A 25,821-nucleotide genomic window follows, 5' to 3' on the forward strand; every position below is an offset into this window, starting at 1 on the left:
CTCCCCGGATCGGTATCGGTCTCCTCCGCGGGCCCACCGGCCCGTCTCATGCCATCTTCCCGCATGGCCGCCCGCGGTCCGCCGCCGCCGGGTCGGTCACCCATGGGTCCGGTCGGTCATCCATAGGTGTGGAAGCCCCGGCCCGACTTTCGGCCGAGCAGGCCCGCATCGACCATCCGGGCCAGCAGCGGCGGGGGCGCGTAGCGCGGCTCGCGGAACTCCTCGTACAGCGACTCGGCGATGGCCTGTGTGGTGTCGAGACCGATCAGGTCGGCCAGGGCCAGCGGTCCCAACGGGTGGGCGCAGCCCAGCCGCATCGCCCGGTCGGTGTCGGCCGCCGAGGCCGCACCGGCCTCGACCAGCCGCACGGCGTCCAGCAGATACGGCACGAGCAGGGCGTTGACGATGAAGCCGGCGCGGTCCGCGGCCTGGACGACCTCTTTGCCGAGGACGTCGGTGGCGAAGGCGCGGGTCCTTCGGGTGGTGTCCTCACCGGTCAGCAGGGAGGGCACCAGCTCGACGAGCGGCAGCACCGGAACGGGGTTGAAGAAGTGCAGGCCGATGACCTGCTGGGGGCGTGCGGTGGCGGCGGCGAGCCGGATGACCGGCAGGGACGAGGTGTTGGTCGCGAGGATCGCGTCCGGGCGTCGTACCGTCGCATCCAGCCGCTCGAACACCGCCACCTTCGCTGCCTCGTCCTCCGCGACGGCCTCGATGGCCAGGTCGCGGTCGGCCAGGGCGTCCAGGTCCGTGACGACGGTGACGCGGCCGAGCGCGGCGTCGCGGTCGGCGGCGGTGAGTTTCCCGGCGGCCGTGGCGCGGTCGAGGGAGCCGGTGATCCGGTGCAGTCCGGCGTCCGCGGCGGCCCGGCCCGTTTCGACGACGATCACGTCCCGGCCCGCACGGGCACACACCTCGGCGATCCCGGATCCCATCAGGCCGCAGCCCACGACCCCGATCCGTTCCACAGCGCTTGCGGGCATCGGTCCTCCTTGATCGGTGTGCCGGGCGGCCGAGGGGTCTCGGCCGCCGCCCCGTGACGCCGGGTGGTGTGCGCTGGGGGGGGAGGGTCCGGCGTGTCCCGGCCCGAGGACGGGACACGCCGGAGGGGTCAGTCGGCGATCGGTATCTGAAGGACGCCGGTGCCCCGCTTGACCAGTTCGCCGGCGATGATCAGTCGCTGGATCTCGGAGGTGCCCTCCCAGATCCGGTCGACCCGCAGCTCCCGGTAGAGCCGCTCGACGGGGTAGGAGCGGTCGTAGCCCCGGCCGCCGAAGATCTGCACACAGCGGTCGATGACCCGCCCCGCCGCCTCGCTCGCCGCGAGCTTGGCGATGGCCGCCTTGGCGTGCAGTGTCTTGCGGTCTGCGCTGCCTTCGGTCACCTCCCAGGCGACCTGGTGGGCGTAGGCCCGGTTGACCGCGATGTCCACCGCGCAGTCCGCCAGCATCCCCTGCACCAGCTGGAAGTCCGCGATCGGGGAACCGAACTGCTTGCGCTCCACCGCCCAGTCACGGGCCAGCCGCAGGGCACGCTCGGCGGCGCCCGTCGTGCGGGCGGCGATCATCAGGCGTTCCTCGGTGAACCAGGACCGGGTGATGTCGTAGCCCTTGCCGAGCCCGCCCAGCACCGCGTCTTCGGACACCGCGACGTCGGTGAAGGTGAACTCGGGGTGCTCGTAGACGAAGGTGTGCATGAAGCGCGGCACCCGGGTCATCTCGATGCCCGGCGTGTCCTTGTCGACGAGGAAGAGGGTCGGTTCCCGGTCCGGGCCCGCCGCGGAGAGGACGATCATGAAGTCGGCGTGGTCGCCGACGGTGACGAACCACTTCTCGCCGTTGAGCAGCCAGCCATCGGCGGTCTTGGTCGCGGTGGTCGCCAGGTTCTGCGGGTCGGAGCCCGCACCGGGTTCGGTCACCGCGTAGCAGTCGCGGCGCTCGCCGCGGATGACGGGTTCGAGGTAGCGCGCGCGCTGTGCGGGGGTGCAGAAGCGCAGGGCGTTGGCGGGGCGCCACACGGTGTCCCACAGGGCGCCGGTGAGTTGCCCCAACTCCTCCTGGACGATGGCCTGTTCCAGGATGGTGAGCCCGGCGCCGCCCCACTCCTGCGGCATGTTGACGGCCTGCAGGCCACTGGCGAGGACAGCCTCGCGGATCTCGGCGTGTGCCTGCTCCGGGAGGCCGTTGTTCTCCTCACAGTCGACTTCGTACGCGGTGAGGGTTTCGGTGAGCTCGCGCGCGGTGCGCTTGAGGCCCGCCTGGCGGGGGGTGAGACGGAAGTCCATGTCAGTCCTCAAAGGTCGGTGGCGAACCGTGGTCCGGTCGTGGGGCGGGGGTCAGGCCTGCGGCAGGCTGAGGGCGCGGGTGCCGCGCTTGATGAGCTCGTTGGCGATGATCAGGCGCTGGATCTCGGAGGTGCCCTCCCAGATCCGGTCGACCCGCAGCTCCCGGTAGAGCCGCTCGACGGGGTAGGAGCGGTCGTAGCCCCGGCCGCCGAAGATCTGCACACAGCGGTCGATGACCCGCCCCGCCGCCTCGCTCGCCGCGAGCTTCGCCGTCGAGGCCTTGGCGTGCAGCGTCTTGGGGTCGGTGCCCGGCTGGTCGGCCTCCCAGGCGACCTGGTGGGTGTAGGCGCGGTTGACCGCGATGTCAACCGCGCAGTCCGCCAGCATCCCCTGCACCAGCTGGAAGTCCGCGATCGCGGAGCCGAACTGCTTGCGCTCCAGCGCCCAGTCGCGGGCCAGTTGGAGGGCGCGTTCGGCGGCGCCGGTGGTGCGGGCGGCGATCATCAGGCGTTCGTCGGTGAACCATTCCTTGGTCAGTTCGTATCCGTTGCCGACGCCGCCGAGGACATCGTCGTCGGGGACGAAGACATCGGTGAAGGTGAACTCGGGGTGCCCGTTCACGGCGGAGTGCATGAAGCGCGGCACCCGGGTCATCCGCACGCCCGGCGCCTGCTTGTCGACGAAGAAGAGGGTGGCCGCCCGCTCCGGGCCGGCGTCTGCCTGCACGAGCAGGAAGTCGGCGATGTCACCGCAGGTCACGAACCACTTCTCGCCGTTGAGCAGCCAGCCGCCGGTGGTGCGGGTGGCGGTGCTGGTACCCGACGAGGGGTCGGAGCCGGCGCCCGGTTCGGTGACCGCGAAGGCGTCGAAGCGCTCGCCGCGGATGACGGGGAGCAGGTACTTCTCCACCTGCGCCTCGGTGCCGTACGCCAGGACGTTGGCGGGGCGCCAGGGGATGTCCCACAGGCAGTTGGTGACCTTGCCGAATTCCTCCTCGACGATGACCTGGTCGAGGAGGGAGAGTCCCGGGCCGCCCCACTTCTCGGGCATGTTGATGGCGTAGACGCCGGCGTCGATGGCCGCCCGGGTCAGCTCGCGGACGGTTTCGGCGGGCAGCGGCCCGCCGGCCTCCTCGGACTGCTCCTCGTACGGGAAGAGCAGCTCGGTGTAGGCGGCGGCGCGGGCCTTGAGATCGGCCTGTCGGGGGGTGTAGCGGAAGTCCATGGTGTCCTCCGGGACGGCGTGCGGGGTGTCAGGCCAGTACGGCGCGGGCGTCGAGGGCGATCGCACCGTCCGGGCGGACGAGCAGCGGGTTGACCTCGATCTCCGTGATCTCGGGGTGGGCGGCGGCGAGCGTGGTGATGCGTTCGATGACAGCTGCCGCGGCGGCGATGTCGACGGCGGGCCGGCCGCGAACACCCTTGAGGAGAGCGGCGGTTCGCAGTCCCTCCAGCAGGTGGGCGGCGCGGTCCGCCGGGACGGGCGCCAGGGCGAACGCGACGTCGTGCAGGGCCTCGGTGAGCACACCGCCCAGGCCGACCATGGCGACCGGGCCGAACCGGGGATCGTGGTTGACGCCCACGATCAGTTCGACACCGTCCGTCGTGTCGGCCATCGCCTCGACCGAGTAGGAGGCCGCGCCGAGCCGGGCGTGCATCTCCCGGTAGGCGGCGACCAGGGACGGCCGGTCCGGCAGCCCCAGGGCGACCCCGCCGGCGTCGGACTTGTGCAGGAGGTGCAGCGCCTTGAGGACGTACGGACCGGAGAACTCCTCGGCGGCGGCGTGCAGTTGGGCCTCGTCGGTGATCTCCCTGGCCTCCGGGAACGGCACCTGGGCTTCGCTCAGCAACGTGCGTACCCCGTGGTAGCCGGCGTCGCGCAGCGGGGGTGCCGCCGCCGGGAGCGGTCGGACACCGGGCGGTACGGCGTCCTCGGCGGTGGTCATCGCGGCCAGCGCCCTGGCCGCGTCCTCGGTGGACGCGAAGACGGGTATGCCCGCCTCGATCAGCGTCCGGCAGCTGGGCGCGTCCGGGAACATCGACTGCACCACCAGGGGCTTGGCCCCGCTCGTCGCCTGCCCGGCCATCTGGTGTGCCGTCTCCAGCTCGCCGGCGGCGAGGGCGCTCCCGCCGCCCGTGGTGCCGATGTCGGCGGACGGGCCGCCCAGGCCGCCGGTCGCCGCGGAGTAGCCGCCGAAGTACCCGGTCAGCAGGACGGAGTCGACCTCCTCCAGGGCGAGCAGGGCGCCGACGGTGTCGCCGTAGGAGTGCGGGTTCTGCTCCCCCATCCCGGCCAGGTCGACCGGATTGCCGACGGCGGACTGGTCCCACAGCAGTGTCCGGAGGCGTTCCTGTGCGGCGGTGCCGAGTTCGGGTACGGCGAGTCCGGCGGCCTCGGCGGCGTCGGCGGCGATCGCTCCGTGGCCGCCGCCGTCGGTGCACACCGCGGTGCGGCGCCCGGTGGCGCGCGGGCCCGCGTGCAGCGCGGCGAGGACGACGGCCATTTCGTGGGGTGTGGCGACCAGTTCGACGCCCGCGTCGCGGCAGGCGGCGGCCACCACATCGGCGGAGGTGGTCAGGGCGCCGGTGTGCGACTGGGCGCTGCGGGCGGAGGCGGTGCCGCGCCCGGCGGTGAGCAGGACCACCGGTTTCCCCGCAGCGGCGGCCGCTTCGGCGAAGGCCCGGCCGTCGCCGAAGTCCTCCGCGTAGACGGCGATGACCTCGGTCGCGTCGTGCCGGGCGGCGTCCTCGACGAGGTCGACGAGGGTGACGTCGGCCTGGTTGCCCAGCGAGACGAAGCGGGAGAAGCCCAAGCCGTGCGGGGCGCAGCGGAGTTGGAGTTCGAGCGCGAGATTGCCGCTCTGGCTCAGCAGCGCGATTCCGCCGGGTGCGAAGCGGTCCGAGGCGAGATACAGCTCCGTGGTGTTGTCGGCGATTCCGAGGCAGTTCGGTCCGACGAGCACCGCTCCGGCGGCGCGTACGCGCCGGGCGATCGCCTGTTGGCGGGCCAGCCCGAGCGGGCCGGTCTCGGCGAAGCCGGCGGTGATGCCGACCAGGGCACGGGCCCCGCAGGCCAGGGCGTCGTCGACGGCGGCCTCGAAGCCGGGGCCGGGCACGGAGATCACCACGAGTTCGACGGGTTCGCCGATCGCGGCGAGCGACGGGGCGGCGGTGCGCCCCAGGACCGTGCCGCCACGGCGGTTGACCAGGTGGACGGGGCGGCGGTCGGGTGCCCGCAGGGCCTGGGCGGCGACCGCGTGGCCGTACTTCGCCGGGTCGTCACTGGCTCCGACCACCGCGACCGACTTGGGGTCGAACAGGGCCGACAGATCGCGTCCCATCATTACCTCTCCAACTTGAGCGCGGAGTTGGGGCAGGACTCGGCGGCGGCGCGGGCGGCGTCCTCGGGGGCGCCCGGCGCGGGTTCGGCGACGACGGTGGCGTAGCCCCACTCGTCGATTTCGATGAGGTCGGGGGCGGGTTCCTGGCAGAGGCCGTAGCCCTGGCAGCGGGTGGAGTCGAGGAGGAGTTTCACGGGTGTTCCTTTCAGCGCGGGCAGGGGGCGGAGGTTCGCCGGTGGGCGACGGCGGGGAGGGCCACCCCGGGGACGGCCACGGTGAGCCGGTCGCCGGATCCGGCGGATGCGGCGCAGGCCGGACAGGGGGCGTCGAGGTGGGAACGGACGAGGTGGGGGAAGGACCGCAGCAAGCTGCCCGCGGTGCCTGCCGCGGCGTCGAGCAGACCGCAGGCGCCGCGGCCGGGCAGCGAGGTGGACCAGCGCTCCAGCCGCCCGGTGATGTCGGGGGTCGCGGTGCCTGTGGTGAGGGCGGCTACGGCCTCGCTGATCGCGCCGGTGCCCGCCACACAGACGCCGCACTGCCGGGAGCTCTCGGCCGCGAGATGGCTGAGGGCGGCCCGTGCGAGGGCGACGGGACATTCGCCGGGGCCGAGGAAGCGGATCGCGCCGCAGCCCAGTGCCGTGCCCGCGGCGGCGAGGGCGTCGGGGTCGATTGCGAGGTCGAGGGAGCTGGGCCCGATCAGCCCGCCGAACAGTCCGCCCAGGAGGGCTCCGGTGGGCTCGGGGGTGCCCTGGTCCCGCGCCAGTGACCGCAGCGTGCGGCCGTAGGGAACTTCGGCGAGCAGGGGGTCCGCGTCGCCGCCGGCGAGCGTCATCAGGGTGGTGCGGGCCGTGCGGTGCCCGTGGTCGGGCCGTGCGGCGAGGAGGGCGATCCGGGCGAGGGTCTCCACGTTGGTGACGAGGGTCGGGGCACCGCCGACGCCGCGTTCGTAGGGGCGGGGCGGTTTGGCGGTCGGAAGGGCCGGGCCGCCGTCGATCCGGCGGACCACCGCGGTCTCCTCCCCCGCGACGTAGGTGTGCGGAGTGCTGACGATCTCCACCGGCAGCCGCGGTGCCCGCTCGGCGAGTGCCTGGCGAACCCGTTCGGCTGCCGTGGCGTCGGAGAGGTAGACATAAGCCCGTTCGGCGCCGGTGATCTCCGCGGCCCGCACGAGCCCGTCCAGGACCAGGTGGGGCCGGGCCCGGAGCAGCCAGCGGTCCTTGACCGAACCGGGCTCGCCCTCCTCGCCGTTCGCCACGACGACGGGCGGGCGGCCGGCGTCGCGGACGGAGCGGAGCTTGGCGGCGGTGGGGTAGCAGGCGCCGCCCCGCCCGCGCAGGCCGGCCTCCGCGATCCGGTCGAGGAGTTCCGCCGCCCCCACCGTGTCGCGGTAGCCGCCGGTGCCGGTGTAGGCGTCGATGTGCTCCGTGACGCCCGGTGTGAGGCCGAGCGCGGACGGGGTGCCCGGTCGTGTCAGGGAGGCGATCCCGGTCATCCTCGGTCTCCGTCCGGTGAGGCGGCGCGCAGGGTGCGTACCGCGCTTTCCAGGGCTGTGCGGTCCGCGGCCGTCCGGCCGTACCCCGGTCCGGGGAGGCCGATCAGCATGCGGTGGTGGTCGAGCACGACCTCCGCGGCGAGGAGGGCGGCCCGCGGGTCTCCGGGGCGGGTGCCGCCGGCGACCGCCGTGACCAGGTCGGTCACCTCGGCGAGGTAGCGGAGCCAGCTGCGCTGGGTGCCGTGCAGGACGAGTCGTTCGACGCGGCGCCGTTCGGCCCGTGCCGCTTTTGGCGGCGCGGTGCTCGTGGGCCCGGCGGCGGTGCGCAGGGCGGCGACGGTGGCGGGCAGTTCCCGTTCGGGTTCGGGGGTGAGCCCGAGCCAGACCAGGCTCCGACGACCGCTCATGCGTGCCTCCGGGAGAGGAGTGGGGTGACCGGCACGGATCGGGCGAGGTGTGTGGGGTTCTGCCCGTGGTTCGGTGCCGGAAGGGGGTGCCGTTGCGGGTGACGGCCGGCGGACCGGGGCGCGCCGCGCCCGCTCGCCGCCGGTGTTCGCCGTGGCGGAGCGCCAGGAGCAGCGAGACCACTAAACTAACTAATCAATTAGTCAGGACGCAAGTCTTGACTTCCCCGAAACCCGCCAGCAATCTGACTGACTAATTAGTCAGCGCGGGATCCGATACGTCGGCCACGGGCGTACACACCGCCCCGGCAGCCTCGATCCCCCCGCCCCGCGCGGCATGGAGGAGCTACCCGATGCACCCCGAAGCCACCACGGCACCATCGAATCAGGACACTGTCGGGCAGGCGCTGCCCGGCCGCTACTACACCGACCCGGCCGCCGCCACCGCCGAGACCCGGCACATCTTTGCCAGGTCCTGGCAGCTGGTCTGCCACGAATCCGACCTCCCCGGCCCCGGGGCGCGGCTCGCCGCCACCGTCGCCGACCGCGAGGTCCTCGTCGTCCGCACCGAGGACGGCGGCCTGGCCGCCCATCTCAACGTGTGCAGGCACCGCGGCACCCGCCTGGTCACCACCCCCGAGGCATCCGGCAAGGCCATCCGCTGCCCGTACCACGGCTGGACCTACAAACTCGACGGCCGCCTGGTCGGCGCGCCCGAGGCGCGGCAGATCCCCTGCCTGGACAAGCCGGCACTCGGACTCTTCCCGGTGCGCGTCGAATCGTTCCTCGGGTTCGTCTTCGCCAACCTCGATCCGGACGCCGTCCCGCTCGCCGAGCAGTGCGCCGGGCTGGCGGAGGCCGTCGGCCACTACGCGGGGACCGACCTGGTGCCGGTGGGCCGCAGCCGGATCCACGACCTGGCCGGGGCGGAGGTCCAGGAGGCCAACTGGAAGGTCGCGGTCGACAACTACCTGGAGGGCTATCACGTCCCCGTGGCCCACCCCGGGCTGATGCGGCTGCTCGACTACCAGGGCTACACCAGCGAGATCGGCGAGTCGTACGTGCTCTTCGCCTCGCCGCTGCGCGACAAGCCGTCCGCAAACTGGGCCGAGCGGCTCTACCAGCGCGTCGCCTCCCCCATGCCGGGGCTGACCGAAGCGGACCGGCGGATCTGGCGGTACGCCGTGATCTACCCCAACACACTCATCGACTTCTACCCCGACCATGTGCTTGCCTGGACCGCCATACCGACGGCCGTCGACAAGGTGGCCGTCCCGGGCGCTTTCTACACCCGCCGCGGGACGAGTCCGCGGACCCGGCTCGCCCGTCGCCTCAACATCCACATCGGCTGGATCACCAATGACGAAGACGCCGAATTGGTGGCCCGGGTACAGAAGGGCCTCGGTACCCCGGGCTTCGAGCCGGGCCCCCTGTCCCGCCGGGAGGCAGCGGTCGGCTGGTTCGCCGACCGGGTACGCGCCGACATCGGCGACGCGGTGGGCTGAACAGCCCCGGTGAGGCAGCGCCACGAGCCGCCCCCGCGGCGCACGCCCGCACCGCACCGCTCGCCCCAGCCGACTGGTCCCGCACGGAGGACAGGGCCTCCGCGCCCGTGTGACCGCGCCCTGAAGCAGCGCTCATCCCCTACGGAGAGGACACCGATGTCCCCCGAGGCACACCCACCCCCGTCCCGGCGCGGATTCCTGCGCGCGGGCGCCGCCGCCTCCCTCGGCCTCGGCGTGGCCGGCTGCGGCTTCCTGCCGGAGAACCGGAACGCCTTCGGAGATCCGGACGAGCCGATCACCGTCCGGGCCGACGGCGATCTGGTGTATTTCAACTGGGCCGACTTCGTCGCGCCGGCCGTCTTCGCCGGGTTCGAGAAGGAGTACGGCGTCAAGGTCATCCAGTCGAATTTCGACTCGATGGAGGGCATGGCCGCCAAGCTCAACGCCGGGAACCGCTACGACATCATCTTTCCCACCGCGAAGTGGGCGCAGCGCCTGACCGACGGCGGCCGGCTGCGCCGCATCGACCACTCCCGGCTGCGCCACGCCGATGCCGTCTTCGGGCGGTACCACTACTTCGCGGACCCCTGGTACGACCGGCACTCCGCGCACACCGTTCCGTTCACCATGTACAAGACGGGCATCGGCTGGCGGAAGGACCGGATCGGCCACCACCTCACCGGTTCCTGGGACGACCTGTGGAACGACCGGGCCAAGGGTCACGTCTTCGTCCTCGACGACCGCGACGAGGTGCTCGGCATGGCCGCGCTCAAGCTCGGCCTGGACCTCGACACCTCCGACGACCGCGATCTCGGCCGTATCACCCGGGCGCTGCAGAGCCTCCGGCCCCGCCTGCGCGGCTTCTCCAGCGACAGCTACAACAACCTGCTCAACGGCAACGCGGCGATGACCCAGGCCTGGAGCGGCGACATGGCCGCCATGCTCGGCCAGGCCAAGGACCCGTCCGTCCTGGGCTTCGAGGTGGCACGGGAGGGCGCGCCGATCAACTCGGACTGCTACGCGATACCCGCCAACGCCCGTCACCCCGGCACGGCGATGCTCTTCATCGACTACATGCTCCGACCCGAGAACGTCCGCCGGAACATCGAGTACATCGGATATCCCATGCCGGTCGGCGGCAGCGAGGACGTCTACGCCGCCCTCGTGAAGCCGTTCCCCCAGTGCCTGGTCTCCCCCGACGACCTCAAGGCCGACCTCTTCTTCCGCAACGCCTCCTCGAAGGGCGAACAGGCCCGCGATACCGCCTGGACCCACGTGAAAGCCGGCTGACATGGCACAACGCTCCCCCTCCGGGTCTCCCCCACCGCCACGCGGGCCCTCGGCCTCCGGCACACGGCTGTGGACCTGGCTCATGCTCCCCGGCACCCTCTGGATGACCGGATTCCTGATCGCCTCCCTGATCCTGGTGGCCACCCTGGCCCTGGGCACCACCGACCCCCTCGGCAACCCGCGCTTCGGGCTCAACTTCGACAACATCGCGGCGATGGCCGATCCCGCCTACCGCATCGTGATGCTGCGCTCGCTGGGCTTCGCGCTGATCGCCTGTGCCGTCTGCCTGGTCGTGGCGTACCCGGTCGCCTACTCCATCGCCCTGCACGGCGGGCGGTTCAAGAATCTCCTGATCGCCGCGATCGTCGTGCCGTTCTTCGCCAACTATCTGGTGCGGATGTACGGCTGGTCGGTGGTGCTGTCCGACGGCGGGCCGGTGCTCAAGGCGCTGCGGGCCGTCGGGCTGGCCGACGACGGCACCAAGATTCTGCAGAGCGGCGTCGGCGTCATCGCCGGGCTCGTCTACGGCTTCATCGTCTTCATGATCATTCCGCTGTACGCGGCACTGGAGCGGATGGACCTCTCGCTGATCGAGGCGGGCCGCGACCTCTACGGCGGCCCGTTGCGGACCTTCTTCTTCGTCACCCTCCCCGCGACCCGGCAGGGCGCCGCCGCGGGCGCCGTCCTGGTCTTCCTGCCCGCCATGGGGGACTTCGTGAGCGCCCAACTGATGGGCGGCCCGGACCAGATCATGATCGGCAACCTGATCCAGGACAAGTTCTTCCAGGGCCAGAACTGGCCGCTGGGGTCCGCCCTCACCATGCTCATGATGGCGGTGCTGTTCATCGGGATGCTCGGCTACCTGCGCCGCACCCGCAAGGACGAGGCGGAGGCCACCCGATGACGCTGCGCGCCCCGCACCGACGGCACCGCCGCGGCACCGACCGCAGGCCCCGGCTGGCCCTCGCGGTCACCGCCGTCTTCTTCCTGCTGCTCTACCTCCCCATCGGGGTGGTCGTCCTCTTCTCCTTCAACGCCCAGAAGTCCCTCACCGTCTTCAAGGGCTTCAGCTTCCGCTGGTACACGGCCTTCTTCCACGACAACGTGCTGATCGAGTCGCTCGGCATGAGCCTGCGGGTCTCCCTCGTGGCCATGGCGGGATCGGTGATCCTCGGGGTCGCCCTCGCGCTGGGCCTGGTGCGCTGCCGTACCCGGCTCGGATCCCTGGCGGGCCTGGTCATGCTGGTCCCGCTGATCACCCCGGAGATCGTCACCGGCGTCGCCGCGATGCTGCTGTTCAAGGGCATGGACATCACCCTCTCCTCCGGCACCGTCATGCTCGCGGAGATCACCTTCTCCATCTCCTATGTGACGGTGATCCTGCGCTCGCGGATCGCCGCCCTCAACCCGGAGGTCGAAGAGGCCGCGATGGACCTGGGGGCCACCCGCTGGCAGGCTCTGCGCCTGGTCACGCTGCCCGCCCTGCTGCCCAGCATCCTCGCCGCGGCGGTCCTCGTCTTCGCCCTCGTCTTCGACGACTTCGTGCTCGCCTACTTCACCACCGGCGTCGATCCGCAACCGCTGTCCGTCCGCATCTACTCCGCGATCCGGTTCGGTGTGCAGCCCACCATCAACGCCGTCGGCACCCTGATGCTGGCCGGCTCCATCGGCCTGATCGCCCTCGCGCTGGCCATCCCGCGGCTTTTCGGCCGCCGCGGTGGCCTCGACCTGCTCTCCGGGAAGTGACACCCATGCCCTCCTCCGACGCCACCTCCGCCGGCCCGGCACCGGCCGACGCGCCACCCGCGGTCCGGCTCGACCACGTCAGCAAGACCTACGGCGGTTCGTCCGCGGTCAAGGACCTCTCGCTGGACATCGCACCCGGCGAGTTCTTCTCCCTGCTGGGCCCGTCCGGCTGCGGCAAGACCACCTCGCTGCGGATGATCGGCGGCTTCACCGACCCGAGCGCCGGCACCATCCTGCTGAGCGGCGAGGACGTGACCGCGCTCCCGCCCGACAAGCGCAACGTCAATACGGTCTTCCAGAGTTACGCGCTCTTCGACCATCTCTCGGTGGCCGACAACGTCGCCTTCGGGCTCAAGCGCAAGGGCGTGCCCCGGGCCGAGATCCGGGAGCGGGTCGCCACCATGCTGGAGCGGGTGCAGCTGGGCGGGCTCGGCAGCCGCAAGCCCGGCACGCTCTCGGGCGGACAGCGGCAGCGCGTCGCTCTCGCGCGTGCCCTCGTCAACCGCCCGCAGGTCCTGCTGCTCGACGAACCGCTGGCCGCCCTCGACCTCAAGCTCCGGCGGCGCATGCAGGTCGAGCTCAAGCAGATCCAGCGCGAGGTCGGCATCACCTTCGTCTTCGTCACCCACGACCAGGACGAGGCCCTGACCATGTCCGACCGGCTGGCGGTGATGAACGATGGTCGCGTCGAGCAGTGCGGGCCCCCGGAGGACGTCTACGAACGCCCCGCCAGCCGGTTCGTGGCGTCCTTCATGGGCACCTCCAACCTCGTGCCCGGCACCTACCGCGCCGGCCGGGTGGTCCTCGACTGCGGGCCCGCGCTCCCGGTCGGCACCCGCGACGGCATCGCCGACGGCAGCGGCGTCAGCCTGTCGATACGGCCCGAGAAGATCTGGCTCTCCGACTTCGAACCGGGCATGGCGCTGGTCAGCGGCGTGGTGCGGGAGACCGTCTACTCCGGCCCCACCACCACGTATCTCATCGAACTCGCCCCCGGCGTCACGGTGTCGGTGCTGGAACAGAACACCGACCGCTCGCGCATGGAGGACCGCTGGAGCGGCGGCGAAAGCGTGGAGATCGGCTGGAAGCCCGAACACTGCCTGGTCCTGGACTGACCGCGCCCACCGCAGCCGCCCCACCCACAGCGAAGGAACGCCCCTGATGAATCACGATGTCATCGTGCTCGGCGCCGGCCTCGCCGGTCTCGCCGCGGCACGGGACCTGAGCGCGGCCGGCGCCGACGTCCTGGTGCTCGAAGCCCGCGACCGGGTAGGAGGACGCGTCGAGCAGACCGTGCTGCCCGACGGCCGGCTGGTCCAGCTCGGCGGCGAGGTGGTCGGCCGGGCCCACACCGCCTACCTCGCCCTGGCGGCGGAACTCGGCCTGACCCTCGTCCCCAGCTACGTCGCCGAACCCGGCCGGATGTCCCGGGCCACCGCGGAAGGGATATCGGCCGGCGACCCGCCGCACTGGTTCGGCCCCGGCGACCAGGCCGTTCAGGAGCAGGTCACCGCCGCCTTCGTCGCCCTGGCACGGACCGTCGACCCGCAGGACCCCTGGTCGCACCCGAACGCCGAAGCCCTGGACCGCCTGTCGGTCGGCGACTGGCTGCGCGCGGAAGGAGCGAGCCCGGCCGTCGTACGGCTCTGGGAGATCGGCCAGCTCGCCCTGGCCAGCGGTTCGTACGAACGCACCTCCCTGCTCGCCGCGCTCCGCAAGCACGCCGTCGTCCCCGGGGACGACCCCTATGCCTACGAGGACTGGGAAGGCCTCCGGGTGGCTGAGGGGTCGGCGACCGTGGCGCTGCGGATGGCCGAACAACTGGGCCGCCGCATCCGGCTGGACGCGGCCGTCGACGAGGTCACCGTGCGCCCGGGAAACTGCCGGGTCCGGCTGGCCGACGGGGCGACGCTGACCGCGGACGCCGTGGTCAGCGCCCTGCCGGTCGGCCCGCTCCGCTCGATCGGCATCACCGGTGTCTCCGCCGCCCGGCTCGCCTCCCTGCACTGCCAGCGGCAGGCCGTCGCCGCGAAATTCGTGGCCGCCTACGACAAGCCCTTCTGGCGCGCCCTGGACCTCAACGGCCTGTCCGAATGCGAGGGCGTGCTCGGCAGCACCTGGCCGCAGAGCGACGGCATCCTCTCCGCCCTGATTCCCCCCGAGCGCTACGGAGTGCTGCTGGGCATGCCGCCCGCCGCGCGCGACCACGAGCTGCTCGGTGACATCGCCCGCCTGTACGGCGCCGAGGCCCTCCAGCCGTTCATGTCCGCGCTGCGGATGTGGGGCACCGACCCGTGGACCCAGGGCTACGTCACGCACTGGAACCCCGGCGACGTGATGGCCGTCGGCCCGCTGCACGGCACCCATGAACCGCCCTTCTACGTCTGCGGATCCGACCAGTGGGTGGCCGGCTACATGGAGGGCGCGGTACGCACCGGCCGGGCAGCGGCACGGGAGGTGCTGCGCCATGGCTGATCCCCGTCCGCCCGCCCCCGTCCTCAACCACATCGCGGGGGCGGACCGCCCGGCCGACTCCGGCGCCACGATGGAACTCGTCAACCCGGCCACCGGCGTGGCGCACCGCAGCGCCGCCCGCTCCGGGCCCTCCGACACGGACGCGGCCTGCACGGCGGCAGAGACCGCCTTCGCCCGCTGGTCGCTCACCACCCCCGCGGAGCGGCAACAGGCCCTGCTGCGGATCGCCGACGCGCTGGAGGAGCACGCCGATGCCCTGGTGGCCGCCGAGGTCGGGGACACCGGCAAGCCGCCCGAGCAGTTCCGCGGCGAGGAACTGCCCGCGGTCGTCGACACGTTCCGCTTCTTCGCGGGGGCCGCGCGCAACCTGCCCGGAGCGGCGGCCGCCGAGTACACCGAGGGCCGCACCTCGGTGCTGCGGCGCGAACCGGTCGGTGTCTGCGCGCAGATCACGCCCTGGAACTATCCGCTGATGATGGCGGCGTGGAAGGTCGCGCCCGCCCTCGCGGCGGGGAACACCAGCGTCCTCAAGCCCGCCGACACCACTCCGTCCTCGTCCGTGCTGCTGGCCCGCGTCGCCGCGGAGCACCTGCCGCCGGGCGTGCTCAACGTGGTCTGCGGCGACCGCGACACCGGCCGGTCCCTGACGGCGCATCCGGTCCCCCGCCTCCTCGCCGTCACCGGGAGCGTCCGGGCCGGCCGGGAGATCGCCGCCGCGGCCGCGGCGGACCTCAAGCGGGTGCACCTGGAGCTGGGCGGCAACGCCCCGGTCATCGTGCATGACGATGTGGACGTCGACGCCACCGCGGCGGAGCTCGCGGCCGTCGCGTACTACAACGCCGGCCAGGACTGCACCGCCCCCACCCGGTTCCTGGTCCACCGGAGCGTGTACGACGCGTTCGTGGCCGCTTTCGCCGCATGCGCCCAACGGCTGCGCACCGGGGGCCCCGAGGAGCGCGCCGACTACGGTCCGGTCAACAGCGCAGCTCAACTGGCTGCCGTGACCGGCCTGTTGGGCCGCCTGCCGGAGCACGCCGAGGTGGTGACGGGCGGTACGGCACCGGAGCGGCCTGGCTGGTTCCATCTGCCCACGGTCGTCGCCGGACCACGCCAGGACGACGAAATCGTCCAGGAGGAGATCTTCGGCCCGGTGGTCACGGTGCAGCCCTTCGCCGACGAGGCCGAGGCGCTGCGGCTGGCGAACGGGGTCCGCTTCGGTCTGGCCGCGAGCGTGTGGACCACCCGGCACGACCGGGCCATGCGGGCCACCCGCGCGCTGCACACCGGGATCGTCTGGGTGAACACCCACGGAACCACGGTGTCGGAGATGCCGCACGGCGGGGTCAAGCACTCCGGCTACGGCAGCGATCTGTCCCTGGCGGGGCTGTTGGACTACACCCAGGCCAAGCACGTCATGCTGTGACGCGCCGGCACCGGCACGGCTGTGCCCGGTGGCATGGTTCTCGCCACCGGGCACAGCCTCGTGAAGCCGGCCTCAGGTTCCGGACTTGCGGCCGTACACGTGGACATCGTCACCGTTCTTGAGCAGCGACCAGTACTTCTTGGCGTCGCCGCTGCGCATGTTGACACAGCCGTGTGAGCCGGGTGCCGACCACACGCTGCCGCTTATGGAGTGGAATGCCTGACCGCCGTCGAAGAACTGGCTGTAGGGCATGGCCACGTTGTAGAGCGTCGATACATGGTGCAGATTGCGCCAGTAGATCTTCTTGGCTCCGCCGCGGGTCTCGTACCCGTAACGGCCGGTACGGACCGGCACCGGTCCGTACACCAGCTTCGATCCGTCCTGTATCCAGCTGAGCTGGCGGGTCAGATCGACGCAGGCTATGCGGCCTTTGTTGGTGGGGCACTTGTCTGCGCTGTTGGGGTTGTGCCCGGCGGCCTTCTGCTGGGCGACGACGCCCATCACGCCCCAGGTCACGGGCCCTGCGTAGCCGATGTTCGGGCTGATGCCATGACTGGTCTGGAAGGCACGGATCGCACGGCAGTCCGCGGCCGACTGGCGGCCGTCCACCGGGCGTCCGAGGAACTTCTCGGCCTGCTTCTGGTACGGGCCGCGGACAGCGGTGCACGAGGAGGACGCGGCCTCGGCGGTGGAGCCGAGGGCCACCGTCAGGGGAACGGTCAGCGCCGCGACGGCGAGCGCCGTACCGGCCCTGCGGCGTGCGCCGGGTCTCCCCAGGAGGCGGTTCAGTCTGCTTTTCATACACGGTATGACTGTTTGCCCCACCCGCCGGTTGCGGGCGTAACCAACCCGATATACCGGTACGCCGCACCGCCGCGCGTCGGGGCCGACGGCCTCACACATCCCGCCAGCGCGCCATGGTGAACGAGAAGAGCCCGAACAGGGCCAGCCCGGCCGCGACCGCGCCCAGCAGCCAGACACCGGCCGGGGTACCGGCCAGCGCACGAAGGGTGTCGTCCATCCCTGTGGCGCTCTCGGGGTCGTAGGTCACCGCCGCCTTGACGAGGAAGACACCGGCCATCGCGAAGACTCCACCGCGGGCGATGCCGCCGGGCACTCCGAGAACATCGACGCCCCGTCGGGCCCGACGCGACATCTCGCCCCGCTTCAGCTCCTTGTGGAAGGTACGGCGACCGGCACGCACCGCGATCCAGACACCCGCCACCGCGACGCCCAACCCGGCGCAGCCCACCAACCAGGGCCCCGCAGGCATGCCCAGCACTTCGGCCGTCACGTCATCGGACTGCCGGTCGCTCGCCCCGCTCCCGCTGCCCTTCTCGCCGGCGGCGAAGGCGAGCACGGAGAGGCACACCACGCAGTAGAAGACGAACCGGCCGAACGCGAGCAGCCGCTTGCCGGCCCCTTCGCCGCCGGGCCCGGCCGAGCCGAACGCCGCCTCGGACAGTCGCCACAGCGCCATCCCCGCCAGCCCGAGGCCGAGTGCCCAGATCAACACGACGCCGAACGGCTGGGCGGCGATCTCGGCGAGCGCCCCGCCTCGGTCCGCCTGCTCACCGGATGCGCCGAAGGCGATCCGCAGCGCGAGCACCCCTACCAGCAGATAGATCACTCCGCGGGCGGCGAAGCCGCAACGGGCCGCTCCCCGCACCGCCGGACTCCGGGCCGCCCGACGGGCTGTGCGCTTCCCTCTGTGCGGTATCGCCGTGAGTGGATTCATGAGCCGGCCCGCCTCCGAGGTTTCTCCCCCGGCCATCCGAGGTGCACTGCGGGTGCCCTCTTATCCCCCTGACAAACGCGATCGCCCAGGGCTCCGGGTGAGTGTCGCCGCCCACCACGGCGGCTTCCGGCACGGCCGCGGCCGCGATCCCATCCGGCCCGCATGATTCGTTTTACCTCGGGTAACTGAACGATCCATCCGGCGCTTGGCGCACCGCGTACACCAGGGAGAACTCCCATGCCACATACACAGCAGGGCAACAGAGCGGCGTGGTCGCCGGTGGCGGACCGCGCGCCGTTGGCCGTACGGATCATTGTGCTGATCCTGGCTTTTGCCGGAATGGTGGCGTTCGCGGTCGCTCTGGCCAAGGTGACGTTGACCCCCTCGGCGGCCTCGGTGCCGTTGACCCACCCCAACCTCCGCCCCGGCGACTCGATCAGGGACTACCTCGGGCAACCGCATCTGACGGACACCGTCAAGCAGCTCGGCGGCAACATCCTGCTGGGCGTGCCGTTCGGTGTACTGCTGCCGGTGCTGCTTCCGCGGGCACGTGGGGCGCTCCGGGTGGGGGTGGCCACCGCGTTGGTGATGGTGCTGGTGGAGCTGGTTCAGGGCGCGCTGATCACCGGCCGGGCCTTCGACATCGACGACGTGATCCTCAACTGCTCCGGCGCGGTGATCGGTTATCTGCTGCTGGGGCTCAAGCTGGGTCGCGTCGTCCACCCGCGGCGCCGTCATTGGTGGCATCGCCTGAGCGGCAGGCGGACGGCCGTCGGCTCCGGGACGGCGCACAAGTCGAGCGCCCGCGTGGGCGGCTGATCTGCCGGCACGCGGACGTGGACCGCTGGTCTAGCGAGGCCGGGAGCGCATCATGACCGCAGCCTGCGCTCGGGTCACGGGCGTTGCGAGCGCTCCGCGGCCGGCGCACCGTCAGCGTTCGTACGTACGGCGGTAGATCGCGTCCGTATGGCTTCGGACGTCCCGGTAGACCTCCTCCAGACGCCGGTAGAGGCTGTGATGCGCCCGGCTCGGCAGGAAGACCCTGCCGGGGCGGACCATCGATTGCACCGCCTGGTCGAAGTCGGGGTACACACCGAGCCCTGCCGCCGCGCAGATCGCCGCGCCGAGGCCGGCCGCGCTGGTGGCCTCCGCGCGGCGGGCCGGGATGCCGTGGACGTCGGCCTGGATCTGCATCATGAGGTCGGAGTGGGAGCCGCCGCCCGAGACGATCACATCGCTGTACTCGGTGCCGAGTTCGGCGGCCATGCGGGTGGCGGAGTCGTGGACGGTCATGGCGAGGGCTTCGAGGATCGAGCGGTAGAGGTGGAAGCGCCCCTGGCGGCCGTCGAAGCCGAGGATGGTGCCCTTGCGGAAGGGAGCTTCCGCGGGGGCGAGCCAGTCGAGGACGGTCATGAGGCCGTCGGAGCCCGGCGGGACCTTCTCCGCCTCGGCGTTGAAGTAGTCCTCGACCGAGAGGCCCGCCGCCCGTGCCTGGACGACCCCTTCCTCACCGAGCAGGTCGCGGTACCAGCTGACCGTCCACATGCCGCGGCGGACGCCGTGCGACTCGTAGAGGTAGGAGTGCGGCGTGGACGCGTAGTTGGTCCAGAAGTCGGTGGCGTGAGTGATGTTGCGCGGGCCGGTGGCCATGCCCGCGACATAGGTGCCCAGTGACACGAGCAGGGTGTCGGGGGTGCGCAGACCGCAACCGAGGGCTTCGACCGCCTTGTCGTTGGCGGTGGCGATGACGGGGATGCCGACCGGGATGCCGGTGTGGGCGGCGGCGGCCTCGGTGACCTGGCCCAGGGTGTCTCCGGGCAGTACGAGATCGAAGAGCATGGCCCGCGGGATGCCGGACCTGGCCAGTTCGGCGTCGTCGTCCGTCCACTGCCAGGTGTCGGGGTCCAGCGGCCACAACCCCGCGCAATTGGCTGCGGTGTCACGGAAGTTGCCGGTCATACGATGGCCGAGGTAGCCGGATGAGGTGGTCACGTACGCGGCGTCGGGGGCGGTGTGGACATAGGGCACGGACACGCGCTCGTCCATCCAGCTCATGACGGGCTGGGCGAGGGTGCCGTCCGCCTTCAGGACCGCTCGGCAGAACCGGATGGTGCACAGGCCCACCCCCATGATGTCGGCCGTGTCCCCGGTGAACGCCGCCATCGCCTGCCGGCCGGCTTCGCCGATGGACGTCCAGAGGTCGTCGTCCGGATGTTCCACGACGCCGGGGCGGGGGGTGTCGTAGGGACGCAGTGCCGCGCGTCCCTCGCTGACGGCGTGGCCGTGTTCGTCGAAGACGGTCACCTTGGAGGACTGGGAGCCGTTGTCGATGCCGATGAAGTAGCGGGGACGGGTGCTGGTCATGCCCACTCCGGGGTGCGGGGCCCGGACAGCGGTGTCCGGGACGGTGTTGGAGGGAGGGTCGGGGCGGGTGGGGCCCCGGCTGTCGCGAAGGTCAACCGGGGCCCCACCGAGGGATGTTGGCGAGCACGTCCCCGCCGACGGGTGTTGGCGAACGCGGCGGCTCGGCTGCGCTCGGATTCAGGCGTCGGTCGGGAAGATGGTGCCCTTGTTCATGATCCCGTTGGGGTCGAAGGTCTCCTTGAGCTTTGCCAGGATGGGGTAGGCGCTGCCGTGTTCCTGGGTCGTCCAGGGTGCGCGGTACTTGCCGATGCCATGGTGGTGGACCATCGAGCCACCGGCCTTGAGGGCTTCCTCGACGATGATCGCGTTGAGCGGGATGTGGTACTTGTCGATCTCTTCGCGCGGCTCGCAGTTGATCTTGTAGTCGTAGACGAAGTAGAGGTTGGTGCCCGTCTGATAGCTGTGCGAGGAGTGGGCGCCGAGCATCACCAGGTCGTCGGCCGCGGGGAACTCGCCGCGGATGCGGCGGATGACGTTCTCGTACAGCTCGACCGTGCGCGACCAGTCGACCGAGACCTCGGTGGTGTAGCCGAGTTCGGCCTGCTGGAGCATGACCTGCTTCTCGGCCTCGATCTTGTCGACGCCCCAGTTGAGGTGGTCGAACCAGTTCTCGATGAGCTTCGGGTCGACCTTGGTGTGCGGGTACTGGCCGATGACGCGCTCGATCTCCTCGCTGGTGGCGCGCACGATGCCCTGCGGGCCCTCGGCGACGAAGACCACGACGACCTTGCCCTCGTAGAAGTGCGCGAAGTGCTGGCGGGCGTCCTCGGGCGAGTAGACGCGTACGACGGACGGCTTGAATCCGCCGGTGACCACCTCACGGATGACCTTGATGCCGGTCGCGATGTCGTCGACGAGGAAGCCGTGGAACTCGTTGTTCTCCGGCTGGTACTTGAAGATCTTGACGGTGACCTCGGTGATGTAACACAGCGCGCCCTCGTTGCCGATGACGATGTGCCGGATGTCCGGGCCCGCCGCGCGGCGCGGCACGTTCTTGATGCGGGTGACGGTGCCGTCGGGGAAGACCGCCTCCAGGCCGACGACCATGTCCTCGATCGCGCCGTAGAGCGTGGAGAACTGGCCGATGGAACGGGTGGAGACCAGACCGCCGTACTGCGCCAGCGGCTTGGACTGGGGGGAATGGCCGGTGGTCAGGCCCTGCTCGCGCAGCGCGTCCTCAAGGACCTGGAGCGGGACGCCGCACTGGACGGTGGCCTGCATGTTCTCGGCGTCGATCGTGAGGATCTCGTCGAGGCCGGAGCCGTCCAGGACCAGGGTGTCCTCGACGGCCGTCTCCAGGCCGCCTTCGGTGCCGGTGCGGCCGGTGCGGGCCACCACATTGATCTTGTTCTGGTTGGCGAAGGCCAGGACCTTGGCGATGTCCTCGGTGGAGCGGGCGTTGACGATCGCGGCCGGAAGCGGGCCGTCGAAGATGTCGTGTACGGACTGGTACTTCTTGAACCGGTCGACGCTCGCCTCCTTGAGCTGCGCTGCGTCCGTGACGACCTGTCCGGCGGGGACCAGGTCCGTCAGACGGGCGACGATGTCTTCGCGGGTGAGCTCGGAGAGCGACTTGGCCATCGGGATCTACCTCGTGGAGTTCTGTGGGGGTGCGGGCGTACGGAGTGGGTGTTTGTGGGCGTACGGAGTGGCGGGCCGGCGTACGGCGGCGGGCTCAGCGGACCAGGTAGCCGCCGTCCACGGGCAGGACGTGGCCGTTGACGTAGTCCGATGCGCGGGAGGCGAGGAAGACGGTGGCCCCCATCAGGTCGGCCGGCTCGCCCCAGCGGCCGGCCGGGATGTGGTCCAGGACGCGCTGACCGGTCACCGGATCGGCCCGTGTCGCCTCGGTGATCTTCGTGGCGAAGTAGCCCGGGGCGATGGCGTTGACCTGGATGTTGTGCTGGGCGAGCTCGTCGCAGTACGCCTTGGTGAAACCGGCGATGCCGTGCTTGGTGGCCGCGTACGCGGGCGACCACCGGCCGCCGAGGAACGAGAACATCGACGCGACGTTGATGATCTTGCCGGAGCGCTGCGGGATCATGAACCGGATCGCCTCGTGGCTCAACTCGAAGGGAGCCGTGAGGTTCACGCTGACCATCGGGTCCCATTCGGCGCGGCCGAACTGCTCGACCTCGGCCAGCTTCGCGATGCCCGCCGAGTTCACCACGATGTCCACCGAGCCGAAGGCGTCGACACACCCCTCGATGATCTGCCGCGGCACGCCCGGCTTCGTCAGGTCGGCCTCCAGGACCTCCATCCGGCCCCCTTCGGCCTCGATCAGCTTCCGGGTGGTGCCGTCGTCGGCGGCGACGGACGGTACGAAGATGTTCGCTCCCGCCTTGGCCAGAGCCAGCGAGAAGGCCTGGCCGAGGCCGGTGTTGCCGCCGGTGACGATGGCGTTCTTGCCGCCGAGGGAGAAGAAGTCGAGGTGGAACTCGGTGATATCCATGCGGAGTTCGCTCTTTCTGGATGCGCTACGAGGTGATCCGGGCGGGTGTGGCGGGGCGGACGGGCGCCCGCGGAGCGTCAGGTGCCCATCGACACCGGCTCGGGCGACGCCGTGTCGGCGCGGGCGCGGGCGTCAAGATCGCGCCGCCGTGCACGGTCGGTGAGGGTGGTGAACAGCAGGCCGAGCAGTGCCATGGCGAGCAGGAAGACGAAGAGGGTGGTGTAGCCGCCGCCGCGCTCGGGCACCACGGGCGTGGCCGAGGGATCGCCGATCCACCAGGCGCACAGGGCGGGCAAAAAGGCATCGGGCAGGTACGCGAGCCCGGAGGCAAGGCCGATCACGCCGCCCCGCTCGCTCTCGGGCACCTCGACCTCGCCGACCTGTGCCCAGTACACGCCGCGGCTGGCGAACACCAGAAGGCACAGCGCGAACATCAGCCCGAGCGCCACCCACATGAAGCCGGAGTTGCGCGGCAGCACGAGGAAGACCAGGGCGACGACGGCGCTGCCCGCGAACATCCAGCGCAGGAAGCGGGGCGAGGACTTGGTGACCTTGTCCACGACGATCCCGCCGGCCGGCCCGGCCACGAACTGGAAGACGTAGGTCCGGGTGACACCGATGACGCCGATGAGCGCGGCCGCCATCCCGTACCGGTACTCCAGCAGCGGGGAGAAGTAGCCGAGGGTGGTGTAGAAGCAGTACATCAGCATGACCGTGAAGCCGATCAGCCAGGTGTACTTGTTCTTCGCGGCCAGCCACAGCTGCTTGAAGGTGACGGTGCTCGAACCGAGGGCCGCCAGGCGTTCCTCGTCGCCCTTCACGAACAGCCACACCAGCGCCGCGAAGACGAAGCACAGGACGCCGTAGATCCTGATCAGCCACAGGACCCCCGCGGCCTCGGCCACGGAGAGGGCGACGATGGCCGTCCCGGCGAAGCCGACGATCGTTGAAGTGACACCACGCACGCCTTCCAGGAAACCGAACAAGCGGCCCTGTTCCGTGGAATCACCCAGCATTCCGATGGCTTTCACCAGAGCGGACCAGTAAAGGCCCATTCCCATGACGGCCATCAGCAGGTGCGCGGCGAGTGTTCCCCAGTAGCCCGGGACAGTGCCCAGGTACAGGTCCGCCACTCCGGTACCGGCCAGGGCCACCACGATCAGGGTCTTGGGTGAGAATCTGTCGGCGAACCAGCCGCCGAAGAAATACATCACCATCGCGACAATGCCGAAGACCGACACGATGTTTCCGTAGTCCTGCGCCGAAAGGTCGAGCGCATGCGCGGTGGGACCGAGGAAAACAAACCGGATGTAGGCGACCTGGAAGATGACTCCGCCGGTCATCGACAGGATCACGAAGCTGATCCGCCGCTGGGACCTGGTCATCGGATGGTCCGCTCACCGGGAGCGGCCTGGGGGTTCGACGTCACGCTGACCACCTCGTCGTGGAAAGGCAGGGCAGGGGGCACGCCCGGAAAAGGGCACAAAAAAAGAACAGTAATCCTCCACAGGGAAGGGTTACTGTTCTCTGGTCTCTAGTAACTGCCACGGAACACGCGGCTAATGCCATGCGCTCCGGAAGCCGATATTTGTTTGTCGCCGCCCCTGTTCCAGGGCTGCTCCGCAAAAGTAAATGGGCGCTGTCCGCGGTGTCAACCCCCGTCTCGGCCGGGCGTCACATCTTCCAGACTTCCCTGTTGGACGAGGCGATGGCAGCGGCGCCCGCCTTCAGTGCCGCGAACACGTCCTCCCGGTCGCAGACAAGGCCACCCGCGATCAGCGGCACGTCGATGTCGGCCACGACCCAGGAGATGACCCGCGGCATGCAGCCGGGCAGGATCTCCACGCAGTCCGCCTTCGATATCCGTACCTGCGCCGCGAGATTGCGGTACGAGAGGGAGTCGATGAGGAAGAAGCGGTGCACCGCGAAGAGGCCGTGCTCCCGGGCCGCGCGGACCATGAACGCCTTCGAGCTGAGGACACCATCGGCGGCCGTCTTCTCCTTGACGTACCGCACGACGACCTCCTTGCCGGCGAAGCCCTCGATGAGGTCCACGTTCACGAGGACGATCCGGCCGTTGTCCTTCAGGCGCTGCACGATCGAGGGCAGGTCGAGCACCGACCCGTAGAGCAGGAAGACGATCCTGCACTCCGACCGCAGGACGGCATCCAGGCCCTCCTCGTCCTTCACGCTGGCCACGACCGGGTACTCCTCCAGGAGCGAGGGCAGTGAGGTGGTGTCCATGACGATCTCCCGGAGTGCGATGAAGCGAGAACACCCCCAGCCTAAGCTCGCCGGCTCCGCCCCCACCCCGCCGACCTTGGGGTTACCGCACGGGCCCGCGCCGGGTACGTCAGGTACGTACTCGCGGCCTTCGGCGCCAGGAAATGCAGGTGCCGACGCGGCGGAGCGCGACTGCTCCCGCACGGGGGGAACAGCAGGGGGCTGGGCGCGGGGGCCGTGGCCGTGGCATCACTGCCACCTATAGGGCACTGGCGCTTGCCGGCGTCTCCGGTTGTTGCGAGGCAGCCCGTTCGGTTCGCGTGGACGTCTCGCGGAGGGGCCGGGTAGGGGCCGGGTGGCGGTGTTGCTCGTCGGCATCACGACGTGTGGGGGCGCTGGAGTCCCTGGAGGAGGAGGGCGACCAGGCGCCGGGGGTCGTAGCGGGGGTCGTTGTCGCGTCCGATGCAGAGGTTGCCGATGCCGCGCATCAGCTCGTAGGGCTGCGTGCCGGGGGTGATGTCACCGGCCTCGACCGCGGCGTTGAGCAGTTGGGCGCAGACGGGCAGCAGGCGGTCGAGGAAGTAGGCGTGCAGCGCGGCGAAGCGGTCGCTGTCGGACTGCAGGGCGTCGGCGAGTCCGTGCTTGGTGACCAGGAAGTCGACGAAGAGGTCGGTCCATTGGCGCAGTGCGTCGAGCGGTGAACCTGCACTGGCCAGCAGGTTCGGGCCGGCCTCGGCGCATGCCTCGATCTGGTGCCGGTAGACGGCGGTGACGAGATCGGCCCGGGTCGGGAAGTGGCGGTAGATCGTGGCCATCCCGACGCCCGCCTTGGCCGCGATCTGGCGGATCGGCGCGTCCACACCGGAGGTGACGAACACTTCGGCGGCGGCGGTGAGCACCGTCTGGCGGTTGCGCTGGGCGTCGACCCGCTTGCTTCGGGACGACGACTCCCCTGCACGGCCCTCGGTGGCCATGACGTACTCCTTCACACCGATTGACAAAACGGAACAGCGCTCCGGATACTA

The 25,821-nt window shown here is 70.8% G+C and carries 23 protein-coding genes; 8 read left to right on the forward strand and 15 right to left on the reverse strand.

Annotated elements, in window-relative coordinates; all coding sequences use genetic code 11:
• Positions 1–116: 116 nt before the first annotated feature.
• The 7 genes from ACIRQ7_RS31545 to ACIRQ7_RS31575 form a co-directional block, all read right to left on the reverse strand.
• Positions 117–983: a 3-hydroxybutyryl-CoA dehydrogenase gene (locus tag ACIRQ7_RS31545; RefSeq protein WP_404266028.1), complete on the reverse strand. Its 867-nt coding sequence runs from the start codon at positions 981–983 to the stop codon at positions 117–119.
• Positions 984–1,111: 128 nt separating this feature from the next.
• Positions 1,112–2,284, reverse strand: coding sequence for an acyl-CoA dehydrogenase family protein (locus ACIRQ7_RS31550; RefSeq protein WP_404266029.1), 1,173 nt, complete (start codon positions 2,282–2,284; stop codon positions 1,112–1,114).
• Positions 2,285–2,335: 51 nt separating this feature from the next.
• Entirely contained in the window at positions 2,336–3,574 is a 1,239-nt protein-coding gene (locus tag ACIRQ7_RS31555) for an acyl-CoA dehydrogenase family protein (protein WP_404266030.1), read from the reverse strand.
• Positions 3,537–5,627 carry an acetate--CoA ligase family protein gene (locus tag ACIRQ7_RS31560; RefSeq protein WP_404266031.1) on the reverse strand — a complete coding sequence of 697 codons (2,091 nt, stop codon included), beginning with the start codon at positions 5,625–5,627 and terminating at the stop codon, positions 3,537–3,539. Before ACIRQ7_RS31560 ends, ACIRQ7_RS31555 begins: the two co-directional genes overlap by 38 nt.
• Complete coding sequence (locus tag ACIRQ7_RS31565) at positions 5,627–5,818, reverse strand: ferredoxin (RefSeq protein ID WP_404266032.1); 192 nt, start codon at positions 5,816–5,818, stop codon at positions 5,627–5,629. Before ACIRQ7_RS31565 ends, ACIRQ7_RS31560 begins: the two co-directional genes overlap by 1 nt.
• A gap of 11 nt (positions 5,819–5,829) precedes the next feature.
• Complete coding sequence (locus ACIRQ7_RS31570; protein WP_404266033.1) at positions 5,830–7,116, reverse strand: NADH-ubiquinone oxidoreductase-F iron-sulfur binding region domain-containing protein; 1,287 nt, start codon at positions 7,114–7,116, stop codon at positions 5,830–5,832.
• Entirely contained in the window at positions 7,113–7,523 is a 411-nt protein-coding gene (locus tag ACIRQ7_RS31575; RefSeq protein WP_404266034.1) for a hypothetical protein, read from the reverse strand. Before ACIRQ7_RS31575 ends, ACIRQ7_RS31570 begins: the two co-directional genes overlap by 4 nt.
• 350 nt (positions 7,524–7,873) lie before the next feature.
• Here ACIRQ7_RS31575 and ACIRQ7_RS31580 point away from each other — a divergent pair, with 350 nt between their 5' ends.
• The 7 genes from ACIRQ7_RS31580 (at position 7,874) to ACIRQ7_RS31610 (ending at position 15,959) form a co-directional block, all read left to right on the forward strand.
• Positions 7,874–9,025: an aromatic ring-hydroxylating dioxygenase subunit alpha gene (locus ACIRQ7_RS31580; RefSeq protein WP_404266035.1), complete on the forward strand. Its 1,152-nt coding sequence runs from the start codon at positions 7,874–7,876 to the stop codon at positions 9,023–9,025.
• Positions 9,026–9,181: 156 nt separating this feature from the next.
• Positions 9,182–10,315 carry a spermidine/putrescine ABC transporter substrate-binding protein gene (locus tag ACIRQ7_RS31585; RefSeq protein ID WP_403669149.1) on the forward strand — a complete coding sequence of 378 codons (1,134 nt, stop codon included), beginning with the start codon at positions 9,182–9,184 and terminating at the stop codon, positions 10,313–10,315.
• Positions 10,316–10,397: 82 nt separating this feature from the next.
• Positions 10,398–11,219: an ABC transporter permease gene (locus ACIRQ7_RS31590; protein ID WP_404266036.1), complete on the forward strand. Its 822-nt coding sequence runs from the start codon at positions 10,398–10,400 to the stop codon at positions 11,217–11,219.
• Positions 11,216–12,061, forward strand: coding sequence for an ABC transporter permease (locus ACIRQ7_RS31595; RefSeq protein ID WP_404266037.1), 846 nt, complete (start codon positions 11,216–11,218; stop codon positions 12,059–12,061). The genes ACIRQ7_RS31590 and ACIRQ7_RS31595 overlap by 4 nt, the downstream gene beginning before the upstream one ends.
• Positions 12,062–12,066: 5 nt before the next feature.
• Positions 12,067–13,176 (forward strand): ABC transporter ATP-binding protein, encoded by a 1,110-nt coding sequence (locus ACIRQ7_RS31600; protein ID WP_404266038.1) that lies wholly within the window; start codon positions 12,067–12,069, stop codon positions 13,174–13,176.
• A 46-nt stretch (positions 13,177–13,222) separates the two neighbouring features.
• Positions 13,223–14,536, forward strand: a complete 1,314-nt coding sequence (locus ACIRQ7_RS31605) for a flavin monoamine oxidase family protein (RefSeq protein ID WP_404266039.1) — start codon at positions 13,223–13,225, stop codon at positions 14,534–14,536.
• Positions 14,529–15,959, forward strand: a complete 1,431-nt coding sequence (locus ACIRQ7_RS31610) for an aminobutyraldehyde dehydrogenase (RefSeq protein WP_404266040.1) — start codon at positions 14,529–14,531, stop codon at positions 15,957–15,959. Before ACIRQ7_RS31605 ends, ACIRQ7_RS31610 begins: the two co-directional genes overlap by 8 nt.
• A 72-nt stretch (positions 15,960–16,031) precedes the next feature.
• Here the strand turns inward: ACIRQ7_RS31610 and ACIRQ7_RS31615 are convergent, their stop codons facing one another.
• Together ACIRQ7_RS31615 and ACIRQ7_RS31620 are read right to left on the reverse strand one after the other, a co-directional pair.
• Positions 16,032–16,760 (reverse strand): L,D-transpeptidase family protein, encoded by a 729-nt coding sequence (locus ACIRQ7_RS31615; RefSeq protein WP_404266041.1) that lies wholly within the window; start codon positions 16,758–16,760, stop codon positions 16,032–16,034.
• 94 nt (positions 16,761–16,854) lie between these two features.
• Complete coding sequence (locus tag ACIRQ7_RS31620; RefSeq protein WP_404266042.1) at positions 16,855–17,697, reverse strand: DUF1206 domain-containing protein; 843 nt, start codon at positions 17,695–17,697, stop codon at positions 16,855–16,857.
• A 237-nt stretch (positions 17,698–17,934) separates the two neighbouring features.
• On the opposite strand from ACIRQ7_RS31620, the gene ACIRQ7_RS31625 reads away from it, so the two are divergent.
• Complete coding sequence (locus ACIRQ7_RS31625) at positions 17,935–18,516, forward strand: VanZ family protein (RefSeq protein ID WP_404266043.1); 582 nt, start codon at positions 17,935–17,937, stop codon at positions 18,514–18,516.
• Positions 18,517–18,627: 111 nt separating this feature from the next.
• Here the strand turns inward: ACIRQ7_RS31625 and ACIRQ7_RS31630 are convergent, their stop codons facing one another.
• From ACIRQ7_RS31630 to ACIRQ7_RS31655, 6 genes are all read right to left on the reverse strand, one after another.
• Positions 18,628–20,061 (reverse strand): FGGY-family carbohydrate kinase, encoded by a 1,434-nt coding sequence (locus tag ACIRQ7_RS31630; RefSeq protein WP_404266044.1) that lies wholly within the window; start codon positions 20,059–20,061, stop codon positions 18,628–18,630.
• A gap of 177 nt (positions 20,062–20,238) precedes the next feature.
• Positions 20,239–21,702, reverse strand: coding sequence for an FAD-binding oxidoreductase (locus ACIRQ7_RS31635; RefSeq protein ID WP_404266045.1), 1,464 nt, complete (start codon positions 21,700–21,702; stop codon positions 20,239–20,241).
• A 94-nt stretch (positions 21,703–21,796) separates the two neighbouring features.
• Complete coding sequence (locus ACIRQ7_RS31640; protein WP_404266046.1) at positions 21,797–22,573, reverse strand: SDR family NAD(P)-dependent oxidoreductase; 777 nt, start codon at positions 22,571–22,573, stop codon at positions 21,797–21,799.
• 77 nt (positions 22,574–22,650) lie between these two features.
• The gene (locus ACIRQ7_RS31645; RefSeq protein WP_404266047.1) at positions 22,651–23,958 is read right to left on the reverse strand and encodes a nitrate/nitrite transporter; all 1,308 of its coding nucleotides are present in this window, start codon (positions 23,956–23,958) and stop codon (positions 22,651–22,653) included.
• Between the two features lie 289 nt (positions 23,959–24,247).
• Positions 24,248–24,817, reverse strand: a complete 570-nt coding sequence (locus tag ACIRQ7_RS31650) for a glycerol-3-phosphate responsive antiterminator (protein WP_404266048.1) — start codon at positions 24,815–24,817, stop codon at positions 24,248–24,250.
• A gap of 356 nt (positions 24,818–25,173) precedes the next feature.
• A complete protein-coding gene (locus ACIRQ7_RS31655; RefSeq protein ID WP_404266049.1) occupies positions 25,174–25,770 on the reverse strand; it encodes a TetR/AcrR family transcriptional regulator in 597 nt (198 codons plus the stop codon).
• Between the last annotated feature and the right edge of the window lie 51 nt (positions 25,771–25,821).

Source organism: Streptomyces sp. NPDC101393 (assembly GCF_044767385.1).
In the GTDB taxonomy this organism is placed as follows: Bacteria; Actinomycetota; Actinomycetes; order Streptomycetales; family Streptomycetaceae; genus Streptomyces.

What these genes read in the sequence shown, in the direction of transcription:
- ACIRQ7_RS31545 (WP_404266028.1), bottom strand. Translation starts at nt 983, where the DNA reads ATGCCCGCAAGCGCTGTGGAACGGATCGGGGTCGTGGGCTGCGGCCTG.
- ACIRQ7_RS31550 (WP_404266029.1), bottom strand. Translation starts at nt 2,284, where the DNA reads ATGGACTTCCGTCTCACCCCCCGCCAGGCGGGCCTCAAGCGCACCGCG.
- ACIRQ7_RS31560 (WP_404266031.1), bottom strand. Translation starts at nt 5,627, where the DNA reads ATGATGGGACGCGATCTGTCGGCCCTGTTCGACCCCAAGTCGGTCGCG.
- ACIRQ7_RS31570 (WP_404266033.1), bottom strand. Translation starts at nt 7,116, where the DNA reads ATGACCGGGATCGCCTCCCTGACACGACCGGGCACCCCGTCCGCGCTC.
- ACIRQ7_RS31575 (WP_404266034.1), bottom strand. Translation starts at nt 7,523, where the DNA reads ATGAGCGGTCGTCGGAGCCTGGTCTGGCTCGGGCTCACCCCCGAACCC.
- ACIRQ7_RS31580 (WP_404266035.1), top strand. Translation starts at nt 7,874, where the DNA reads ATGCACCCCGAAGCCACCACGGCACCATCGAATCAGGACACTGTCGGG.
- ACIRQ7_RS31585 (WP_403669149.1), top strand. Translation starts at nt 9,182, where the DNA reads ATGTCCCCCGAGGCACACCCACCCCCGTCCCGGCGCGGATTCCTGCGC.
- ACIRQ7_RS31590 (WP_404266036.1), top strand. Translation starts at nt 10,398, where the DNA reads ATGCTCCCCGGCACCCTCTGGATGACCGGATTCCTGATCGCCTCCCTG.
- ACIRQ7_RS31595 (WP_404266037.1), top strand. Translation starts at nt 11,216, where the DNA reads ATGACGCTGCGCGCCCCGCACCGACGGCACCGCCGCGGCACCGACCGC.
- ACIRQ7_RS31600 (WP_404266038.1), top strand. Translation starts at nt 12,067, where the DNA reads ATGCCCTCCTCCGACGCCACCTCCGCCGGCCCGGCACCGGCCGACGCG.
- ACIRQ7_RS31605 (WP_404266039.1), top strand. Translation starts at nt 13,223, where the DNA reads ATGAATCACGATGTCATCGTGCTCGGCGCCGGCCTCGCCGGTCTCGCC.
- ACIRQ7_RS31610 (WP_404266040.1), top strand. Translation starts at nt 14,529, where the DNA reads ATGGCTGATCCCCGTCCGCCCGCCCCCGTCCTCAACCACATCGCGGGG.
- ACIRQ7_RS31615 (WP_404266041.1), bottom strand. Translation starts at nt 16,760, where the DNA reads ATGAAAAGCAGACTGAACCGCCTCCTGGGGAGACCCGGCGCACGCCGC.
- ACIRQ7_RS31620 (WP_404266042.1), bottom strand. Translation starts at nt 17,697, where the DNA reads ATGAATCCACTCACGGCGATACCGCACAGAGGGAAGCGCACAGCCCGT.
- ACIRQ7_RS31625 (WP_404266043.1), top strand. Translation starts at nt 17,935, where the DNA reads ATGCCACATACACAGCAGGGCAACAGAGCGGCGTGGTCGCCGGTGGCG.
- ACIRQ7_RS31630 (WP_404266044.1), bottom strand. Translation starts at nt 20,061, where the DNA reads ATGACCAGCACCCGTCCCCGCTACTTCATCGGCATCGACAACGGCTCC.
- ACIRQ7_RS31635 (WP_404266045.1), bottom strand. Translation starts at nt 21,702, where the DNA reads ATGGCCAAGTCGCTCTCCGAGCTCACCCGCGAAGACATCGTCGCCCGT.
- ACIRQ7_RS31640 (WP_404266046.1), bottom strand. Translation starts at nt 22,573, where the DNA reads ATGGATATCACCGAGTTCCACCTCGACTTCTTCTCCCTCGGCGGCAAG.
- ACIRQ7_RS31645 (WP_404266047.1), bottom strand. Translation starts at nt 23,958, where the DNA reads ATGACCAGGTCCCAGCGGCGGATCAGCTTCGTGATCCTGTCGATGACC.
- ACIRQ7_RS31650 (WP_404266048.1), bottom strand. Translation starts at nt 24,817, where the DNA reads ATGGACACCACCTCACTGCCCTCGCTCCTGGAGGAGTACCCGGTCGTG.
- ACIRQ7_RS31655 (WP_404266049.1), bottom strand. Translation starts at nt 25,770, where the DNA reads ATGGCCACCGAGGGCCGTGCAGGGGAGTCGTCGTCCCGAAGCAAGCGG.